This is a genomic window from Streptomyces sp. M92, assembly GCF_028473745.1.
Classification (GTDB): Bacteria; Actinomycetota; Actinomycetes; order Streptomycetales; family Streptomycetaceae; genus Streptomyces.
This window is the reverse complement of the sequence record NZ_CP101137.1, coordinates 3,971,820-3,986,741: the sequence shown is the minus strand read 5'-3', so window position 1 is coordinate 3,986,741 and position 14,922 is coordinate 3,971,820. Positions and strand designations below refer to the sequence as shown.

The window sequence follows — 14,922 nt, the reverse complement described above, 5'->3', positions numbered from 1 at the left end:
ACCCTATTCTCCCGCTCCGCCGTGCGGGCTCCGCACCGGGTGGGCCGTGAGCCGCTGCACACCCCGGGGGTCGCCGTGGAGCCGGTCGACGGCGGCGTAGGCGCTCGCGATGCTCGCCGGGATGCCGACGCCGTCGTAGGCGGCTCCGCACACGGCGAGGCCCGGGAGCTTCGCGACGTGTTCGCGGACGCGGGCCACGCGCGCGTGGTGGCCGACGGGGTACTGGGGCAGGCCGTCCTGCCAGCGGGTGACCCGGGTGGCGACGGGCGCGGCGGTCAGACCGGTGGCCTGCTCCAGGTCGTGCCGGGAGACGTCGACCAGGCCGGCGTCGTCGCGGCCGAGGATCTCCGTCTCGCCGTACCGCCCCACGGAGGTGCGCAGGACGACCACGTCGGGGTCCTCGGCGTCGATCCAGCCCCACTTGCGGGAGGCGAAGGTGGACGCCTTGATGGTGCGGCCGTCGACGGGCGGCACGAGGAAGCCGCTGCCCGCCGGGAGGGCGGCGGCGTCCGCGCGGCGGTACGCGAGGGTGATCAGGGCCATGGACGCGTACTCCACCCCGGCCAGCTCGGCCGCGGCGGCGGGGCTCTCGGCGCGCAGCAGCTCGGCGGCGGGGAGGGCGGGGAGGGCGACGACGACCGCGTCGGCGTGCAGCACCCGGTCGGCGGCGGTGATCCGCCAGCCGGCGTCGGCGGTACGGCGCAGCTCCGTCACGGGCGCGCCGGTGACGATCTCGCCGCCCCGCGCGCGCACCGACTCCGCGACCGCGAGGGGGAGGGTGCCGATGCCGCCCTCGATGCCCATGAACACCGGGCCGGTCGCGGGTGCGGTGGCCGTCCGGCCCTGGATGGCGCGCACCGCCTCGGTCAGGGAGGTGTGGGTGCGGGCGGCCTCGAAGAGCTGGGGCACGGCCGAACGCAGGGAGATGCGGTAGGCGTCGCCCGCGTAGACGCCGCCCAGCAGCGGTTCGACGAGGCGGTCGACGACCTCGCGGCCCAGACGTGCCGCGACGTACTCCCCCACCGCGACGTCGTCGCCGACCTCGGTGCGGGGCAGTCCGGCGTCGCGCTCGATGCGGGCCAGGCCCTCCTCGGAGAGGACGCCGGACAGGGCGGCGGCGGTGCCGGGCACGCCCATGACGTGGCCCTTGGGCATGGGACGCAGGGCGCCTCGGGTCCACAGCGAGGCCGACGCGGTGGCCGGCGGCTGGAGGCGGTCGGCGAGTCCCACCTCGCGGGCCAGGCCGACGGCCTCGGGGCGGCGGGCCAGCATGGACTCGGCGCCGAGGTCGACGCGCACGCCGGCGATCTCGCCGGGTAGCAGCTTGCCGCCGACGCGGTCCGACGCCTCCAGCACGGTCACCCGCGCGCCCCGGTCCAGCAGCCGGTGGGCGGCGGCCAGCCCGGCGATCCCGCCTCCGACGACGATGACGTGCCCCGTGTCCACGGGGGTCTCGCCCGCGGAGGTCTCCCTTGCGCTCATGCCTCCAGCGTCTCAGACCTCACTGACAGCGCGGGGTGCGGGACGGGGGTGGGTCGGGGTAGGTCGGGGCGGGGGCTGGTGTGGAGTGCGGGCATCCCGCAGGCGCCGGACGGCGGCCGACGCGTGACGCACGGTCCGGCACGTGCCGCGGGACAAGGCCGGCACCGGGCGCGGGCCCCGGCCCGGGGCTGGGGCGGGACCCAGCCTGGGGGTAGGGCGGAGGCGGGAGCCGACGCGGGGCGCGGCAGGCGCGGGAGACGGCAGGCGCGGGAGACGGCAGGCGCGGGAGACGGCAGGCGCGGGAGACGGCAGGCGCGGGAGACGGCAGGCGCGGGAGACGGCAGGCGCGGGAGACGGCAGGCGCGGGAGACGCGGCGCGCACGGTCCGGCACGTGATGCGGGACAAGGCCTGCACCGAGCGCGAGACCCGGCCCAGGGCTGGGACGGAGGCGGGAGCCGACGCGGGGCGCGGCAGGCGCGGGACGCACGGTCCGGCACGTGACATGAGACGAAGCCGGCACCGGGCGCGGGACCCGGCCCGGGGCTAGAGCGGGACCCGGCCCGGGGCTGGGACGGAGGCGGGAGCCGACGCGGGGCCCGGCAGGCGTGGACGCGGAACCCGCACAGGCGCGCGGAGCCGGACGCGGATCGCGAGCCCGGCACGACGCGCGGGACAGCCGGCGCGGCGTGCGGACGCAGGGACCGGCTCGGGGTCGGTCCGGGCCGGGCACGGCTCCGTGAGTCCGGACCGTGACCTGTTCGGGACCGTTCCGCGCCGACCCGGGGGACGGTTGCCGCGTCGTAGGGACGACAGTCGTTCCGACGATCTCGGGGGTTCCCGTGCGCACACCACGATCCCTACGTCCCGTTCCGGCGCTGACCGCCCTGCTGGTGGCGGCTGCCCTGGCGCTCACCGGATGCAGCGCGGGGGGCGACGACTCCGCCGGGAGCGGCGCCGACAGCGCCGCCAAGGAGGCCGCCCCGACCGGGGCGGGCGACCGGCAGGGCGCCGCGGGCGGCGACACGGCGGAAAGGACGAAGCCGCCGAAGGCCACCGCGAACCACGTCATCCGCACCGCCTCGCTGACCGTGCGGGTCGAGGACGTCCCCAAGGCCCTCGACCAGGCCCGCGCCACCACCGAGAACGCCGGCGGCTACGTGGGCGAGGAGACCACCCGCCGGGACGGGGACGGCCGTGAGCGGACCCGGGTGGTGCTGCGCGTGCCCGTCGACTCCTACCAGGACGTCCTGGACGACCTGGAGGGCACCGGGAAGCTGCTGAACCGAAGCGCGAAGGCGGAGGATGTCACCGACCAGGTCGTCGACGTGGAGAGCCGGATCAAGTCGCAGCGCGCCAGCGTGGTCCGGGTGCGCGAGCTGATGGACCGGGCGACGAAGCTGAGCGACGTGGTGACACTGGAGGGCGAGCTGAGCAGCCGTCAGGCCGAACTGGAGGCGCTGCTGGCCCAGCAGGCTTCCCTGAAGGACCGCACCAGCCTGGCCACCATCACCCTCTCCCTGTCCGAGACGCCGGTGGAACGGGCCGAGAAGGACGACGACCCCGGGTTCACGGACGCGCTGGCCGGCGGCTGGGACGCCTTCGTGACGATGCTGCGCTGGCTGGCGGTGGCGGTGGGCGCGGTGCTGCCCTTCACCGTGGTGGCGGCGGTGCTGGTGCTGCTGTGGCTGCGGGTGGTGCGGCCCCGGCTGCCGCGCCGGACGGCTCCGGTGCCCGCGGCGCCCACGTCCGCGCCCTCCGCCGCGTCCCCGCTGCCGACGGCCCGGCCGGCCCCCGAGGGCACGCCGCGCGAGGAGCCCGGCGGTCGGGACTGAAATGCCCCGCCCCCGTAGCGTGTTCGCATGAACATGAGCGCTGCGGGCGGTACGAGAGAGCGACTGGTCGTGATCGGCGGTGACGCCGCGGGGATGTCCGCGGCGTCACAGGCCCGCCGGCTGAAGGGCCCGGACGAGTTGGAGATCGTGGCGTTCGAGCGCGGCCACTTCAGTTCGTTCTCGGCGTGCGGCATCCCCTACTGGGTCGGCGGTGACGTGACCGACCGGGACGAGCTGATCGCCCGCACGCCGAAGGAGCACCGCGCGCGGGACATCGACCTGCGGATGCGGACCGAGGTCACGGAGGTCGACGTCGCGGGCGGGCGGGTGCGCGCGCGTGACGTCGATTCGGGGGCGGAGTCCTGGACGTCGTACGACAAGCTCGTCATCGGCACCGGAGCGCGCCCGATCCGCCCCCGGATGCCGGGCGTCGACGCGCCCGGCGTGCACGGGGTGCAGACACTGGACGACGGGCAGGCGCTGCTCGACACGCTGGCCGGCACGCGCGGCCGCCGCGCGGTGGTCGTCGGCGCCGGGTACATCGGCGTGGAGATGGCCGAGGCCCTCATCAACCGCGGCTACGAGGTCACGGTGGTCAACCGCGGCCGGGAGCCGATGGCGACGCTCGACCCCGACATGGGCCGCATGGTGCACGAGGCGATGGAGGGCCTCGGCATCACCATGGTGAACGGCGCCGAGGTCACCGAGGTGCTCACCGGTGACGACGGCCGGGTCCGCGCGGTTGTCACCGCGGACGCCGAGTACCCGGCGGACGTGGTGGTCCTCGGCATCGGCGTACGACCCGAGACCTCGCTCGCCGAGGCCGCCGGGCTGCCGCTGGGCGCCGACGGCGGGCTGCTGACCGACCTGGCCATGCGGGTGCGCGGGCACGAGAACATCTGGGCGGGCGGCGACTGCGTGGAGGTGCTCGACCTGGTCTCCGGGCAGGAGCGGCACATTCCGCTCGGCACCCACGCCAACAAGCACGGCCAGGTGATCGGCACCAACGCGGGCGGCGGCTACGCCACCTTCCCGGGCGTGGTGGGCACCGCGGTCAGCAAGGTCTGCGACCTGGAGATCGCGCGGACCGGGCTGCGCGAGAAGGACGCGCTGCGGGCGGGGCTGCGGTTCGTGACGGTCACCGTCGAGTCCACCAGTCGCGCCGGCTACTACCCGGGCGCCTCCCCGATGACGGTGAAGATGCTCGCCGAGCGGCGCACCGGTCGGCTGCTCGGCGTGCAGATCGTCGGCCGCGAGGGAGCGGCCAAGCGGGTCGACGTCGCCGCGGTGGCCCTCACGGCCGGGATGACGGTGGAGCGGATGACGGCCCTGGACCTGGGCTACGCGCCGCCGTTCTCACCGGTGTGGGACCCGGTGCTGGTGGCCGCCCGCAAGGCGGCGCGGGCGGTGGAGCGGGAGGGCTGACGCCAGGCGCGCGAGCGGCCACTCACGCCGTTCCGTTGATCCGGTCGATGGCCTGCCGCGCCTGCTCGGCCGGGGGACGCGAGGGCAGGGACGACACCGAGGCCGGGGCGGTCGTCGTGGCGGGGGCGCCCACTGCGGGCGGCTGCTCGCCGGCCGGCCTGGCGTGCGCGGCACCCCGCGCGGAACGCAGCCGGTGACTGACCGCCTCGTCCAGCGTCACCGGCCGCCGCATCTGCGCGGCCAGCCGCCCGGCCTCCTGCCCGAGCCGGGCGACGTCCTCCCACGGAAGGCGCAGCACGAGGGTGACCTCGGCCTCGCCGTCGGGCAGGGCGTGCATCGCGGGAGCCGCTGTGACCCGTTCGTTCATCGCCTGTTCCTCACGTCGTCCCCGCGCCCCGCCTTCCCCGGGCCGCGGGCGGTTGAGGGGACATACGCACGGCGGGGCCGCGGCGTTCAACCGCTCCGGGGCGGGTCTGCCGCTCGCACCGGGCCCGACCCGGACGGCGGCCTTCTCGAGCGGGCCGTGGATGACCGTACTCAGACCGCGGACGTCTCGCCCCGGACGGCCGGTGCCGGAGTCCAGCGGATGCGGGTGCTGCACAGGGAGACGACGACCGCGGCGGCGGCCACGGCGCCCATGCCCCACGTCAGGCTGCTCGCGCCCGCGATGAAGCCGATGAGGGGCGGGCCGGCCAGCAGGCCGGTGGTTCCCATGGCGGCGACCAGGGTCAGCGCGTCCGAGCCCTGCCGGGCGGCGGCCGCGTAGACGCACGGGGTCACGGCCGCGATGCCCAGGCCCATGCAGGCGAAGCCGGCCAGGGCCGGGGCGACGCCGCCGCTGACCAGGGCGACGGCGAGGCCGGTGCCGGCCACCGCGCTGCCCACCAGGACGACCCGTCCGTCGCCCCAGCGGCCCCGCCAGCCGTCGGCGAAGAGGCGGGCGACGACCATCATTCCCGACACCACGGCGATGCCCAGGGGTGTGAGTTCCGCGGACGCCCGGGCGACGTCCTTCAGGTAGAGGGCGGACCAGTCGTTCATGGCGCCCTCGGCGACCGTGCCGAAGACCATGGCGCAGCACATCCACAGGGTGGGGCGCGACGGGAGGGTCCAGCGGCCGTTCCGGCGCCCCGGCTCGGGAGCGGGCGGTGCGTCGTCGTCGAGCAGTCCCGTGCGCGCGGAGGCGCCCAGCACGACGAGGAGGGCGGCGGCCACGCCGAAGTGTGCGGCGACCGACCCGGTGACGGCGGTCATGCCGGAGGCGACGAGGGCCGCGAGCAGGGACCCGGCGCTGAACGTCGCGTGCAGTTTCGCCATGGTGTTGCGCTCGTGCCGTGCCTCCAGGGCCGCGCCCTGTGCGTTCATGGCCACGTTGAGGCAGCCCACCAGGACGCCGTCGGCGCACAGCACCAGCAGGGCCACCGGGTAGTTGGGAGCGGCGGCCAGCGCGAGCAGCAGGAGGGCCAGGCCGAGCTGGGACAGGAGGGCGAGCCGCCGGGAGCCGAGGCGCCGCATCAGCCAGGCGACGAGGGGGAAGGACGCCGCCGCGCCGACCCCCGCGGCCATCAGGAGCACGCCCACCTCGGCGGCGGTCAGCTCCAGGTCGGACTTGAGGGCCGGGATGCGTGCCGCCCAGGTGGCGTACTGGAAGCCGAGGGACAGGAACAGCGCGGCGATGGCCAGCCGGGCGCGCTGGAACGGGTCGCGGAGACGGGAGTCTCGGGGACGGGAGTCGTGGGGGCGGGAGTCGTGGGGGCGGGAGTCGTGGGGGCGGGAGTCGTGGGGACGGGACACGCGCATCAGCTCACTTCGCGCAGGGACGGGAGGAGGGAGGGGGCCGCCGGGACCGGGCGGGACATGTAGACGGCGTCCGCGCCGTAGGCGCCGTCGGGCACGACCCCCGGGTGCGGCGCGAAGCCGTGTGCCGTCCAGAAGGGCCCGGTGCCGCCGACGGCGACCAGGGAGATCCGTTCGTCCCGGCGCGCCCGGGCGGTGCCGGTCAGGTGCCGCAGGAGGTGCCGGGCAAGGCCCCGGCGGCGCAGGTCCGGCGCCACGACGATGTCGTGCAGGTGGAGGTTGCCGGGGCCGGGCGCGGTCGGCGTGGCCTCGGCCCGTTCCAGGTCCGGGTAGCGGCGGAAGGGGTAGGGCAGGGCGAGCAGGTAGCCGGCCGTGCGGGCACCGACGTCCAGGACGAAGCAGGTGTCCGGCGACGCCGCCGCCCGGGACTGGAGCACCGCCCGGCCCTCCGAGAGCCCCAGTTCCGTGTAGGCGTCCCGCTCCAGCGAGACGACGGTGTCCCAGTCGCCGGCGGCGATGCGGCGTACGCGCACGGTGTCAGTCATCGGCGCCGGCCCCGTCCGGCCGGCCCGCCCAGGCGTGGGGAAGCGGGGCGAAGCCGTTGAAGCCCAGGGTGGTGTAGCTGGTCGCGTAGGCGCCGCTGGACAGCACCCAGACCGGGTCGCCCGAGGCCAGCGCCCTCGGCACCGGGACCAGCCCCGCCTCGTGGGCGTAGGCGTCGTCGCTGTCGCAGGTGGGTCCGGCGACGACGGCGGGGACGTACGGACCTGTGGTGTGGCCCGGGAAGACCAGCGGGTACTGGAGCGCGTCCATCTCGTACAGGCCGTTGAACTTGCCGCAGCTCAGGTAGAGCCAGTGCCGGCGCTCGCCGTCCGTCCCGCGGCGCTCGGCGAGGCGGGCGACGTGCGCGCGGATCGCGCCGTGGTCGGCGACCAGGTGCCGTCCGGGCTCGATGACGAACCGCAGGGGGCCGCCGTGGAGGCGGCGCAGCTCGTCCATGCCCTCCCGGATCACCGCGAAGATCTTGTCCAGCGGCGGTTCGAGCGGGGCGCCGTGCCGGTCCCGGTAGCCGAGCGCGGGCAGGCCGCCGCCGAGGTTGACGTGGTCGACGCGAATGCCCCGCAGGTCCAGGGCGTGCAGGACGGCGCCCAGGTCCTCCAGGGCCGTGCGCCACGCCTCGCCCGTCATCTGCTGGGAGCCGACGTGCACGGACAGTCCGGCCGGGACCAGCCCGAGGTCCCGGGCCCGTTCCATGATCCGTACGGCGTCGCCGGGCGGGCTTCCGAACTTGTGGCTCAGGCCCCACACGGCGCCCGCTCCGCCGGTGGCCACCCGGCAGAAGACGCGGGCGCCGGGGGCGTGGACGGCCAGGGCCGCCACGTCCTGGAGGCTGTCGGTCGCGAAGGTGCGGATGCCGAGCCGGTACGCCTCGGCGATGTTCCGGTCGGACTTGACGGTGTTGCCGTAGTGCGTCCGCCCGGCCGGCACCCCGGCCCGCAGCGCCTGCGCCACCTCGCCGGGGCTCGCCGCGTCGACCCCCGCGCCCTTGCGCGCCAGGAGGCCGAGGACCTCGTCGAGCGGGCAGGCCTTCATCGCGAAGCGGACCCGGACGTCCGGCAGTTCGCGACGCAGGGCGTCGTAACGCCGACCGATGCCGGCCAGGTCGTAGACGATCCGGTCCCCGGGGGCGGCGGCGAGGGCCGCGGCCAGGGACTCGCTGAGGACGTCGGCCGTCACCGCGCACGCCCCGGCTGTCCGGCCGAGGACGCGACGGTGGTCGTCCTGGCGGCGGCCACCAGCCCTTCCCAGGCCTCCGTCAGCCGCGCGAAGTCCGCCATGTCGCCGCGCGCCTCGGCCAGGAGGCGGTCGCGCCGGCCGGCGAGCAGACCGGCGAACTCGGCGTACCGGCCGCCGAGCCGCCGGTAGGCGGTGTCCAGGGTGTCGAGGCGGCGGACGTTCTCCGCGGGGTCCAGTTCCGTGCTCTCGCGGGCCAGGGCGGCGACGGCCGCGGGGCGGGGCCGGCCGCTCTCGTCCAGCAGGCCGTCGCCCGCCTCGGTCATCCGGTCGTAGACGTGATGGAAGTGGAGCATCGACAGGAGGAACTTGGCGAAGCGCGTCTGGTAGGCGAGGAAGCCGGGCCCGGTCCTGCGCTCGCCGGTGTGGTAGTTGACGATGTGCCGGTTGTGCAGCACGCCGGGCAGCCGGGCGTCGTGCACCAGGTGGATGAGGAAGTAGTCGCTGCCGATGGTGTCCCTGGCGGGCGGCAGCGGCACCCGTTCGGTGACGGTTCCGGCGTGGAAGGCGATGTTGCACATGTCCACCCGCATCGGGTCGACGAGGGCGAGCAGCGAGTGGTCGCCCGTGAAGGGGTCGGTGCCGGCGCCCCGGAAGGACTCCTCGACCAGTTCCCGTTTCCGCTCGGCGGACCAGTGTCCGGGCGCCCAGAGGGCGACGACGTCGTGGTAGACCTCCGGGTCGGCGTCGCGCATCCGCGCGATGTCGACGGAGAGTTCGCCCACGAAGGAGCCGCCGACCATGGCCACCCGCCGGTCCAGGAGCGGGTCCGGCAGGGTGGACTCCGTGACGTGCGGCAGGGCGTCGGCCGCGCGCCCTCCGAGCGAGAGCAGTTCGTGGTGGACGGGGAAGACCGTACGGCCGTTCAGGCTCTGGTAGCGGCTGTCGGAGTCCCTGCGGTGGACGGAGTCGCAGCCGAGCGCCGCCGCGATCAGGAAGGCCCGGTCGGTGCAGGCGCCGTAGGAGACGCCGTCCGGGAGCAGCAGGTCGAGGAGCAGGTCGGGCTCGGCGTCGCCGGACCGGGCGGTGGCCCGTCGCAGGAAGTCGCGCTGGGCGGCCTCGTCGAGGTGGTGCGCCGTGATCCGGGGGTGCGCGGGCAGCCGCCGTACGGCTTCGGCGTGTTCGGCGTGCACCGGAGGCGGGCAGGAGTCGAGGACCAGCAGCTGGACATCGATGTCGAAGTGGTCGACGGCGTGGAGCGCTTCGGCGCCCAGCGCCGCGATGGTCCGCGGGCAGTGCCGGTTGGTGGGCAGGGTCAGGCAGATGCTGCGCATGCGGCTTCCCCGGTGGTGTCGTCGCCGTGCCAGGACTCGAGGCCCAGCAGCCTGGCGCCCAGGTCGTTCAGTTCGGCCGGGCCGTAGCGCTCGGACTCGGGGCGGCGGGCGTCGCCGAGGAGGGTGGCGTTCCACTCGGGGGTGGCGAGGGTGCGCCAGGAGTGGACGCGGGAGTCGCGCAGGGTCCGGTGGGTCTCCAGCGCGGGCATCATCGACAGGTACTGGACCGCGCGGACTCCGTCGCCGGAGACGTTGGGTGCCACGCCGTGGGCCAGCAGGCCGTTCCAGATGAGCAGGTCGCCGGCCTCCAGGTCGGGCCGTACGACGGGCATGTCCTCGCGGTCGATCGCGGGCCGGATCGGGTCGCGGCCGTCGGGCTGGAGCGCCTTCCAGCGGTCGAAGCGGCGGAAGAGTTCGGGGCAGCACTGGAAGCCGCCGTGGTCCGGCTTGGTGTCGTTGAGCGCGATGATGCCCTGCACACGCTGGGGCAGGACGCCGAGGGAGGTGTCCACGTCCCAGTGCAGCTCGATGTCGAAGCCGCGGTCCGGCTTGTCGATGAGGGCACGGTCGCGGTTGCCCGTGTTGGGCGGGTTGAGGTTGAGGCGGTCCAGGGTGACCCAGAGCTCCTCGCAGTCCCACACGTCCACGAAGGCGTCGTAGACGCGCCTCGTCTGGCGGCTGTCCCAGAGGAGCTGGTGGTGGTACGCCTCGACGAAGCCGTAGATGTGCAGCTCCCGGTCGAGGTCGGAGCGGTACTCGCGGTCCTGGTACCAGGTGTCGGGGCGGCCGGGGTCGAGCCCCTGGAACTCCCAGGCGAAGTCGAGGAGCCGGCGCGCGGAGTCGGCGGGTATCGCCTCCTTCACCACGACGTATCCGTAGGTCTGCCAGTGGGCGAAGTCCTCCTCGGACAGCACCCGCAGCGGGCGTGTCTTGTCGAGGTCGCGCAACTGGGTGCGGGCCAGGTAGGTGTCGGCGTCCGCGCTGAAGTAGGGGATGGCCGACGGGGCTCGGTGGAGGAAGGAATCGGGCGTCGCCATGAGTGCTCCAGATCCTCGCCGTCGCCTGGTCGAGGGCGTCGGCGGAGTGCGCGACGGTGGTCGGGCCGTCACGCGTGAGGTCGGTGGGCAGCGGGGCCCGCTCGCGTCCGGTGCGGAGCGGGGCGACGAGGGCGGCTCGGAGGGACGGGGTCTCCCTGGTCGGGGGTGACCCGGTCCGGCGCCCCCGTCCGGATGGTCGTCTCGTCCGGGGTGGTCGTCACGGATGTCGTCACGGAAGTCGTCACGGAAGTCGTTCGCCGCGGCAACGGCCTTGGCGGCCTGCCGTGGCAGAGACCGGCGGAAGGACGCTCGTGCCACACGGGTCCCTCGCCGAACTTGCGCCTCACAATGGACTAGACCAAGTGCCAGTGTCAACAGCCGTTGTACGGGGACGAGTTGATGCCCAGAACGTCGAGGACCCCTCTTGACACGTCTGGTTAACCTGGGCACGCAAAGGGCTTGGTCTATACCAAGCCTCCGCTTTCGAAAGGCGCTGTCGATGCCATCCAGCAGGCCCAGCAGCGAGTTGCGGCGGCTCGCTCGCTCCGCCACCAGCCGGAATGCGCGGGCCCCGAGCCGCCCGGCTGACCGCGCGGCTGCGCGCGGAGAACCCCGCGCTGAGCGTGGCCGTCGGCGAGGAGGCCGCCGATGCCACCCGCGTCGAGCCCCCACCGGGTCGCCCCGGCCCGGGAACCGCCGGAGGGGAGGCCCCACGGCGCGAGCGCCGCTTCGGGGGCGGTCGCGGCTCAGGTGCTGACGGACGCGGCCACGTCGTGAACCGGGGCGAGGAAGGGCGGCGGCGACGCTCGGTGCCGCCCGGGGCGTTCTGCCCGGCACGGACGTCAGGCAGGAGGCGGTCCCGGCACGGACGTCAGGCAGGAGGCGGTCCCGGCACGGACGTCAGGCAGGAGGCGGTCCCGGCACGGACAGCGCGGGCGCGAGCCCCGGCACGGACATCAGGCGGGCGCGGGACGCGAACGGGCCACCGGGAGACCGCCCCGCACCCGCGCGGCCGTTATCGGGACACGCGCGGCCGATATCGGGACACGCTCGGCGTACCGCCCCGAGTCACGGAATGCCGCCCGCGTCATCGCCTCGCCGCCCGGGATTGCGGCAAGGCTGTCCGAGGACCCGGTGGCCGCCGGCCGGATCGTCCCGACCGCCCGCACGGTGGGGCGCGGCGCTGCCGGGACCCGGGTGCGCGACGGGCCGCTCGGAACGCGTCGCCGCCGGGCAGGTTCGGCGTCCGGCGTGACCACGCCCTCAGCGCGCGGTCTGCGTGTGCACGTACTCCACGAGGCGGCTCAGCGCGTCCGGGTCCGTGTCGGGCAGGACGCCGTGGCCGAGGTTGAAGACGTGGCCCTCCAGGCCGGCCGCCGCGTCCAGGATCTCGCGGGTCCGGGCCTCGACCGCCTGCGGGGTGGAGAAGAGGAGGGCGGGGTCCAGGTTGCCCTGGAGCGCCTTGCCGGGGCCGACTCGGCGGACGGCCTCGTCCAGCGGGACGCGCCAGTCGACGCCGACCACGTCCGCGCCGGCCTCGCCCATGTCGCGCAGGAGTTCGCCGGTGCCGACGCCGAAGTGGATGCGCGGCACACCGTACCCGGCGACGGCCTCGAAGACCTTGCGGGAGGCCGGCTGCACGAAGCGGCGGTAGTCCGCGGGGGCCAGGGCGCCGACCCAGGAGTCGAAGAGCTGGACCGCGCTCGCACCCGCCTCGATCTGCACCTTGAGGAAGGCGGCCGTGATGTCGGCCAGGCGGTCCAGGAGGTCGGCCCACAGCTGGGGGTCGCCGTACATCAGCGCCTTGGTGTGCTCGTGGTTGCGGGACGGGCCGCCCTCCACGAGATAGCTGGCGAGGGTGAACGGGGCGCCCGCGAAGCCGATCAGCGGGGTGGCGCCCAGCTCGCGGGTGAGCAGGCCGTAGGCCTCGGTGACGTAGGCGACGTCCTCGGGGGTGAGGTCGCGCAGGCGGGCCAGGTCGGCGCGGGTACGGATCGGCTCCTCGACGACCGGGCCGACGCCCGGCTTGATGTCGAGGTCGATGCCGATGGCCTTGAGCGGGACCACGATGTCGCTGAAGTAGATCGCCGCGTCCACGCCGTGCCGGCGCACCGGCTGGAGGGTGATCTCGGTGACCAGCTCCGGGCGCATGCAGGACTCGAGCATCGGGATGCCCTCGCGCACCTTGCGGTACTCCGGCAGCGAGCGCCCGGCCTGCCGCATGAACCACACGGGGGTGTGCGGCACCGGCTCACGCCTGCACGCCTTGAGGAACGCGGAGTCGTACGTGGCGGTCGGCTGCTTGCCCGCGGGGCTCTGTTCGGCACTCACACCGGCAAGTGTCGCACGCCCCTCGGACAGCGCCCCACCACGGGTACGACCGCGCGCGAGCCGCGCGGGGGCGCCCGCACGCAACCGCGTGATCCGGACATCGCGCCCGCACGCGGGTGTCCCTCCCTGCGCCCGGGCGCTGTTCCGCTTAACCTTCCCCGCATGGCTGCGGCTCAGGGACGACTGTCGGACGGCGCTGGCGGAATGGACGAGAGGAAGGGTACCGAGGAGGAATCCCGGCCCACGGGGAGTACGGTTCCGCCGCCCTTCGCGGCCGCCGTCGAAGCGCTCAGGGCCGCGCGGCTGCGGCCGCAGATCGAGGTGGAGGCGGTGCCCCCGCCGAAGCGGCTCGCCCCGTACGCGTACGCCCTGGAGGCGGCGGTCGTCGACGGCGACGAGGACCTGGCGGACGGACGGCTGGTGCTGCTGCACGACCCGGCCGGGCACGACGCCTGGCACGGCACCTTCCGGCTGGTGACGCTGGTGCGGGCCGAGCTGGAGGCGGAGATGGCCGCCGACCCGCTGCTGCCCGACGTCTGCTGGTCCTGGCTCACCGGCGCGCTCCAGGCACGCGGGCTGACCTACGGCGAACCCAGCGGCACGGTCACGCGGGCGAGCTCCCACTACTTCGGTGGGCTCTCCGCGCGGCCGTCCGCCTCGCAGATCGAGATCCGGGCGTCCTGGACACCGCGCGAAGGGCTGGGCGGCGTCCCGGACACCGCCGCGCACCTGGCCTCGTGGTGCGATCTGCTGGCGCAGGTCGCGGGCCTGCCGCCGGCCGCGCCCGGCGACGCGTCGATCGTGACGCTGCCGCAGCGCCGCGGCCCGCAGTCGCGCTAGCCCCGCCCCCCCCACCTCCTCCGTACCGGGGCCCGCTCCGGCCCGCGAAACGTTCCGTCACTTTGTCGACACGACCACTTTCGGCCCCGTATCGACAAAGTGCGAAACCGTTCGATCTTCGAATGATCGACCGCGTGTCCGAATTGCTCGGATTGTTACTCACCAGATCGTGATCATTCTCTAAAGGCGGACGCGTTCGGTGCCGAAGACGACTGTGACCTTGAAAGCACGGTTCGTCCCGGCTTCGTCCCCCACGAGCCGGCCCCGTCCCGCACCCCAGGAGGCCTGGTGTCCGTTCTCCTCGAGCAGCCTGCAAGCCTGGTCGCCTACCGCCCGAACAAGCCGACCGCCATGGTGGTCGTGGCCGACCCGCGCGTCCGATCCACCGTCACCCGCCACCTGTGGGCGCTCGGTGTGCGCGATGTCATCGAGGCCTCGTCCGTCGCGGAGGCTCGTCCCCGCATCGGCAACCCCCGCGACATCTGCGTCGCCGACGTCCACCTCCCCGACGGCTCCGGCCTGACCCTGCTGTCGGAGACCCGCGCCGCGGGCTGGCCCAACGGCCTCGCCCTGTCCGCCGCCGACGACATCGGCGCCGTGCGCAACGCCCTGGCCGGCGGCGTCAAGGGCTACGTCGTCACCGGCACCCGCACCAACGTCGGGCTCCCCACCCGGCCGGGCGCCGCACCCATCGGCGCCGCCGCCGCCCGCCTGCACCGCCGCCCCCCGGGCGCCCCGAGCCACCCGGGCGGCTACCGCGAGCTCTCCGGCCGCGAGGTCGAGGTGCTGCGACTGGTCGCGGAGGGCCAGTCGAACAAGGCGATCGGCGTCTCCATGGGCCTGTCCGCCCTCACCGTCAAGAGCCACCTGGCCCGCATCGCCCGCAAGCTCGGCACGGGCGACCGCGCCGGGATGGTCGCCGTGGCCCTGCGGACCGGAATCATCCACTGACCGCTCCCCTCCGCTTCCCTCCCCTCCACGCCCCTTCCCTCCACGCTCCTCCACTCGCCTCCCCACCCCGCACGCCATGACCGCCGCCACCGTCCCCCTGAAGTCGATGAAGCCGATGGAAGCCGATCTTTCACTGACCTGACTGGTTTACGACCCCC

Annotated in this window: 12 protein-coding genes; 4 read left to right on the top strand and 8 right to left on the bottom strand. The window is 74.8% G+C overall.

Going from position 1 to position 14,922, the window contains the following annotated elements; translation table 11 throughout:
* Positions 1 to 3: 3 nt before the first annotated feature.
* On the bottom strand, positions 4 to 1,482 hold the full coding sequence (gene hemG, locus M6G08_RS18030) for a protoporphyrinogen oxidase (RefSeq protein WP_272588178.1): 1,479 nt from the start codon (positions 1,480 to 1,482) through the stop codon (positions 4 to 6).
* An 840-nt stretch (positions 1,483 to 2,322) separates the two neighbouring features.
* Here hemG and M6G08_RS18025 point away from each other — a divergent pair.
* The gene (locus M6G08_RS18025) at positions 2,323 to 3,315 is read left to right on the top strand and encodes a DUF4349 domain-containing protein (protein ID WP_272588177.1); all 993 of its coding nucleotides are present in this window, start codon (positions 2,323 to 2,325) and stop codon (positions 3,313 to 3,315) included.
* Positions 3,316 to 3,342: 27 nt separating this feature from the next.
* Positions 3,343 to 4,740 carry an FAD-dependent oxidoreductase gene (locus tag M6G08_RS18020; RefSeq protein ID WP_272588176.1) on the top strand — a complete coding sequence of 466 codons (1,398 nt, stop codon included), beginning with the start codon at positions 3,343 to 3,345 and terminating at the stop codon, positions 4,738 to 4,740.
* Between the two features lie 22 nt (positions 4,741 to 4,762).
* On the opposite strand, the gene M6G08_RS18015 is transcribed toward M6G08_RS18020, so the two are convergent.
* The 7 genes from M6G08_RS18015 to hemE all read right to left on the bottom strand — a co-directional run bounded on the left by M6G08_RS18015 (position 4,763) and on the right by hemE (position 12,973).
* Positions 4,763 to 5,107, bottom strand: a complete 345-nt coding sequence (locus M6G08_RS18015) for a hypothetical protein (RefSeq protein WP_272588175.1) — start codon at positions 5,105 to 5,107, stop codon at positions 4,763 to 4,765.
* A 170-nt stretch (positions 5,108 to 5,277) separates the two neighbouring features.
* Positions 5,278 to 6,423, bottom strand: a complete 1,146-nt coding sequence (locus M6G08_RS18010; protein WP_272591368.1) for an MFS transporter — start codon at positions 6,421 to 6,423, stop codon at positions 5,278 to 5,280.
* Positions 6,424 to 6,539: 116 nt separating this feature from the next.
* On the bottom strand, positions 6,540 to 7,082 hold the full coding sequence (locus M6G08_RS18005; protein WP_272588174.1) for a GNAT family N-acetyltransferase: 543 nt from the start codon (positions 7,080 to 7,082) through the stop codon (positions 6,540 to 6,542).
* Positions 7,075 to 8,274 carry a type III PLP-dependent enzyme gene (locus M6G08_RS18000; RefSeq protein ID WP_272588173.1) on the bottom strand — a complete coding sequence of 400 codons (1,200 nt, stop codon included), beginning with the start codon at positions 8,272 to 8,274 and terminating at the stop codon, positions 7,075 to 7,077. The genes M6G08_RS18005 and M6G08_RS18000 overlap by 8 nt, the downstream gene beginning before the upstream one ends.
* Positions 8,271 to 9,605, bottom strand: a complete 1,335-nt coding sequence (locus M6G08_RS17995; protein ID WP_272588172.1) for a DUF6271 family protein — start codon at positions 9,603 to 9,605, stop codon at positions 8,271 to 8,273. The genes M6G08_RS18000 and M6G08_RS17995 overlap by 4 nt, the downstream gene beginning before the upstream one ends.
* Positions 9,587 to 10,642 (bottom strand): phytanoyl-CoA dioxygenase family protein, encoded by a 1,056-nt coding sequence (locus tag M6G08_RS17990; RefSeq protein WP_272588171.1) that lies wholly within the window; start codon positions 10,640 to 10,642, stop codon positions 9,587 to 9,589. The genes M6G08_RS17995 and M6G08_RS17990 overlap by 19 nt, the downstream gene beginning before the upstream one ends.
* Before the next feature lie 1,263 nt (positions 10,643 to 11,905).
* Complete coding sequence (hemE, locus tag M6G08_RS17985; protein ID WP_272588170.1) at positions 11,906 to 12,973, bottom strand: uroporphyrinogen decarboxylase; 1,068 nt, start codon at positions 12,971 to 12,973, stop codon at positions 11,906 to 11,908.
* Positions 12,974 to 13,135: 162 nt separating this feature from the next.
* Here hemE and M6G08_RS17980 point away from each other — a divergent pair, with 162 nt between their 5' ends.
* Together M6G08_RS17980 and M6G08_RS17975 are read left to right on the top strand one after the other, a co-directional pair.
* On the top strand, positions 13,136 to 13,813 hold the full coding sequence (locus M6G08_RS17980; RefSeq protein ID WP_272588169.1) for a DUF3000 domain-containing protein: 678 nt from the start codon (positions 13,136 to 13,138) through the stop codon (positions 13,811 to 13,813).
* A 288-nt stretch (positions 13,814 to 14,101) separates the two neighbouring features.
* Positions 14,102 to 14,764, top strand: a complete 663-nt coding sequence (locus tag M6G08_RS17975) for a response regulator transcription factor (RefSeq protein WP_003972894.1) — start codon at positions 14,102 to 14,104, stop codon at positions 14,762 to 14,764.
* Positions 14,765 to 14,922: the final 158 nt, after the last annotated feature.

Bases quoted from the DNA above. Each gene is read 5' to 3' on its own strand.
- hemG (WP_272588178.1), bottom strand. From the start codon at position 1,482: ATGAGCGCAAGGGAGACCTCCGCGGGCGAGACCCCCGTGGACACGGGG.
- M6G08_RS17990 (WP_272588171.1), bottom strand. From the start codon at position 10,642: ATGGCGACGCCCGATTCCTTCCTCCACCGAGCCCCGTCGGCCATCCCC.
- M6G08_RS17995 (WP_272588172.1), bottom strand. From the start codon at position 9,605: ATGCGCAGCATCTGCCTGACCCTGCCCACCAACCGGCACTGCCCGCGG.
- M6G08_RS18005 (WP_272588174.1), bottom strand. From the start codon at position 7,082: ATGACTGACACCGTGCGCGTACGCCGCATCGCCGCCGGCGACTGGGAC.
- M6G08_RS17980 (WP_272588169.1), top strand. From the start codon at position 13,136: ATGGCTGCGGCTCAGGGACGACTGTCGGACGGCGCTGGCGGAATGGAC.
- M6G08_RS18015 (WP_272588175.1), bottom strand. From the start codon at position 5,107: ATGAACGAACGGGTCACAGCGGCTCCCGCGATGCACGCCCTGCCCGAC.
- M6G08_RS18020 (WP_272588176.1), top strand. From the start codon at position 3,343: ATGAACATGAGCGCTGCGGGCGGTACGAGAGAGCGACTGGTCGTGATC.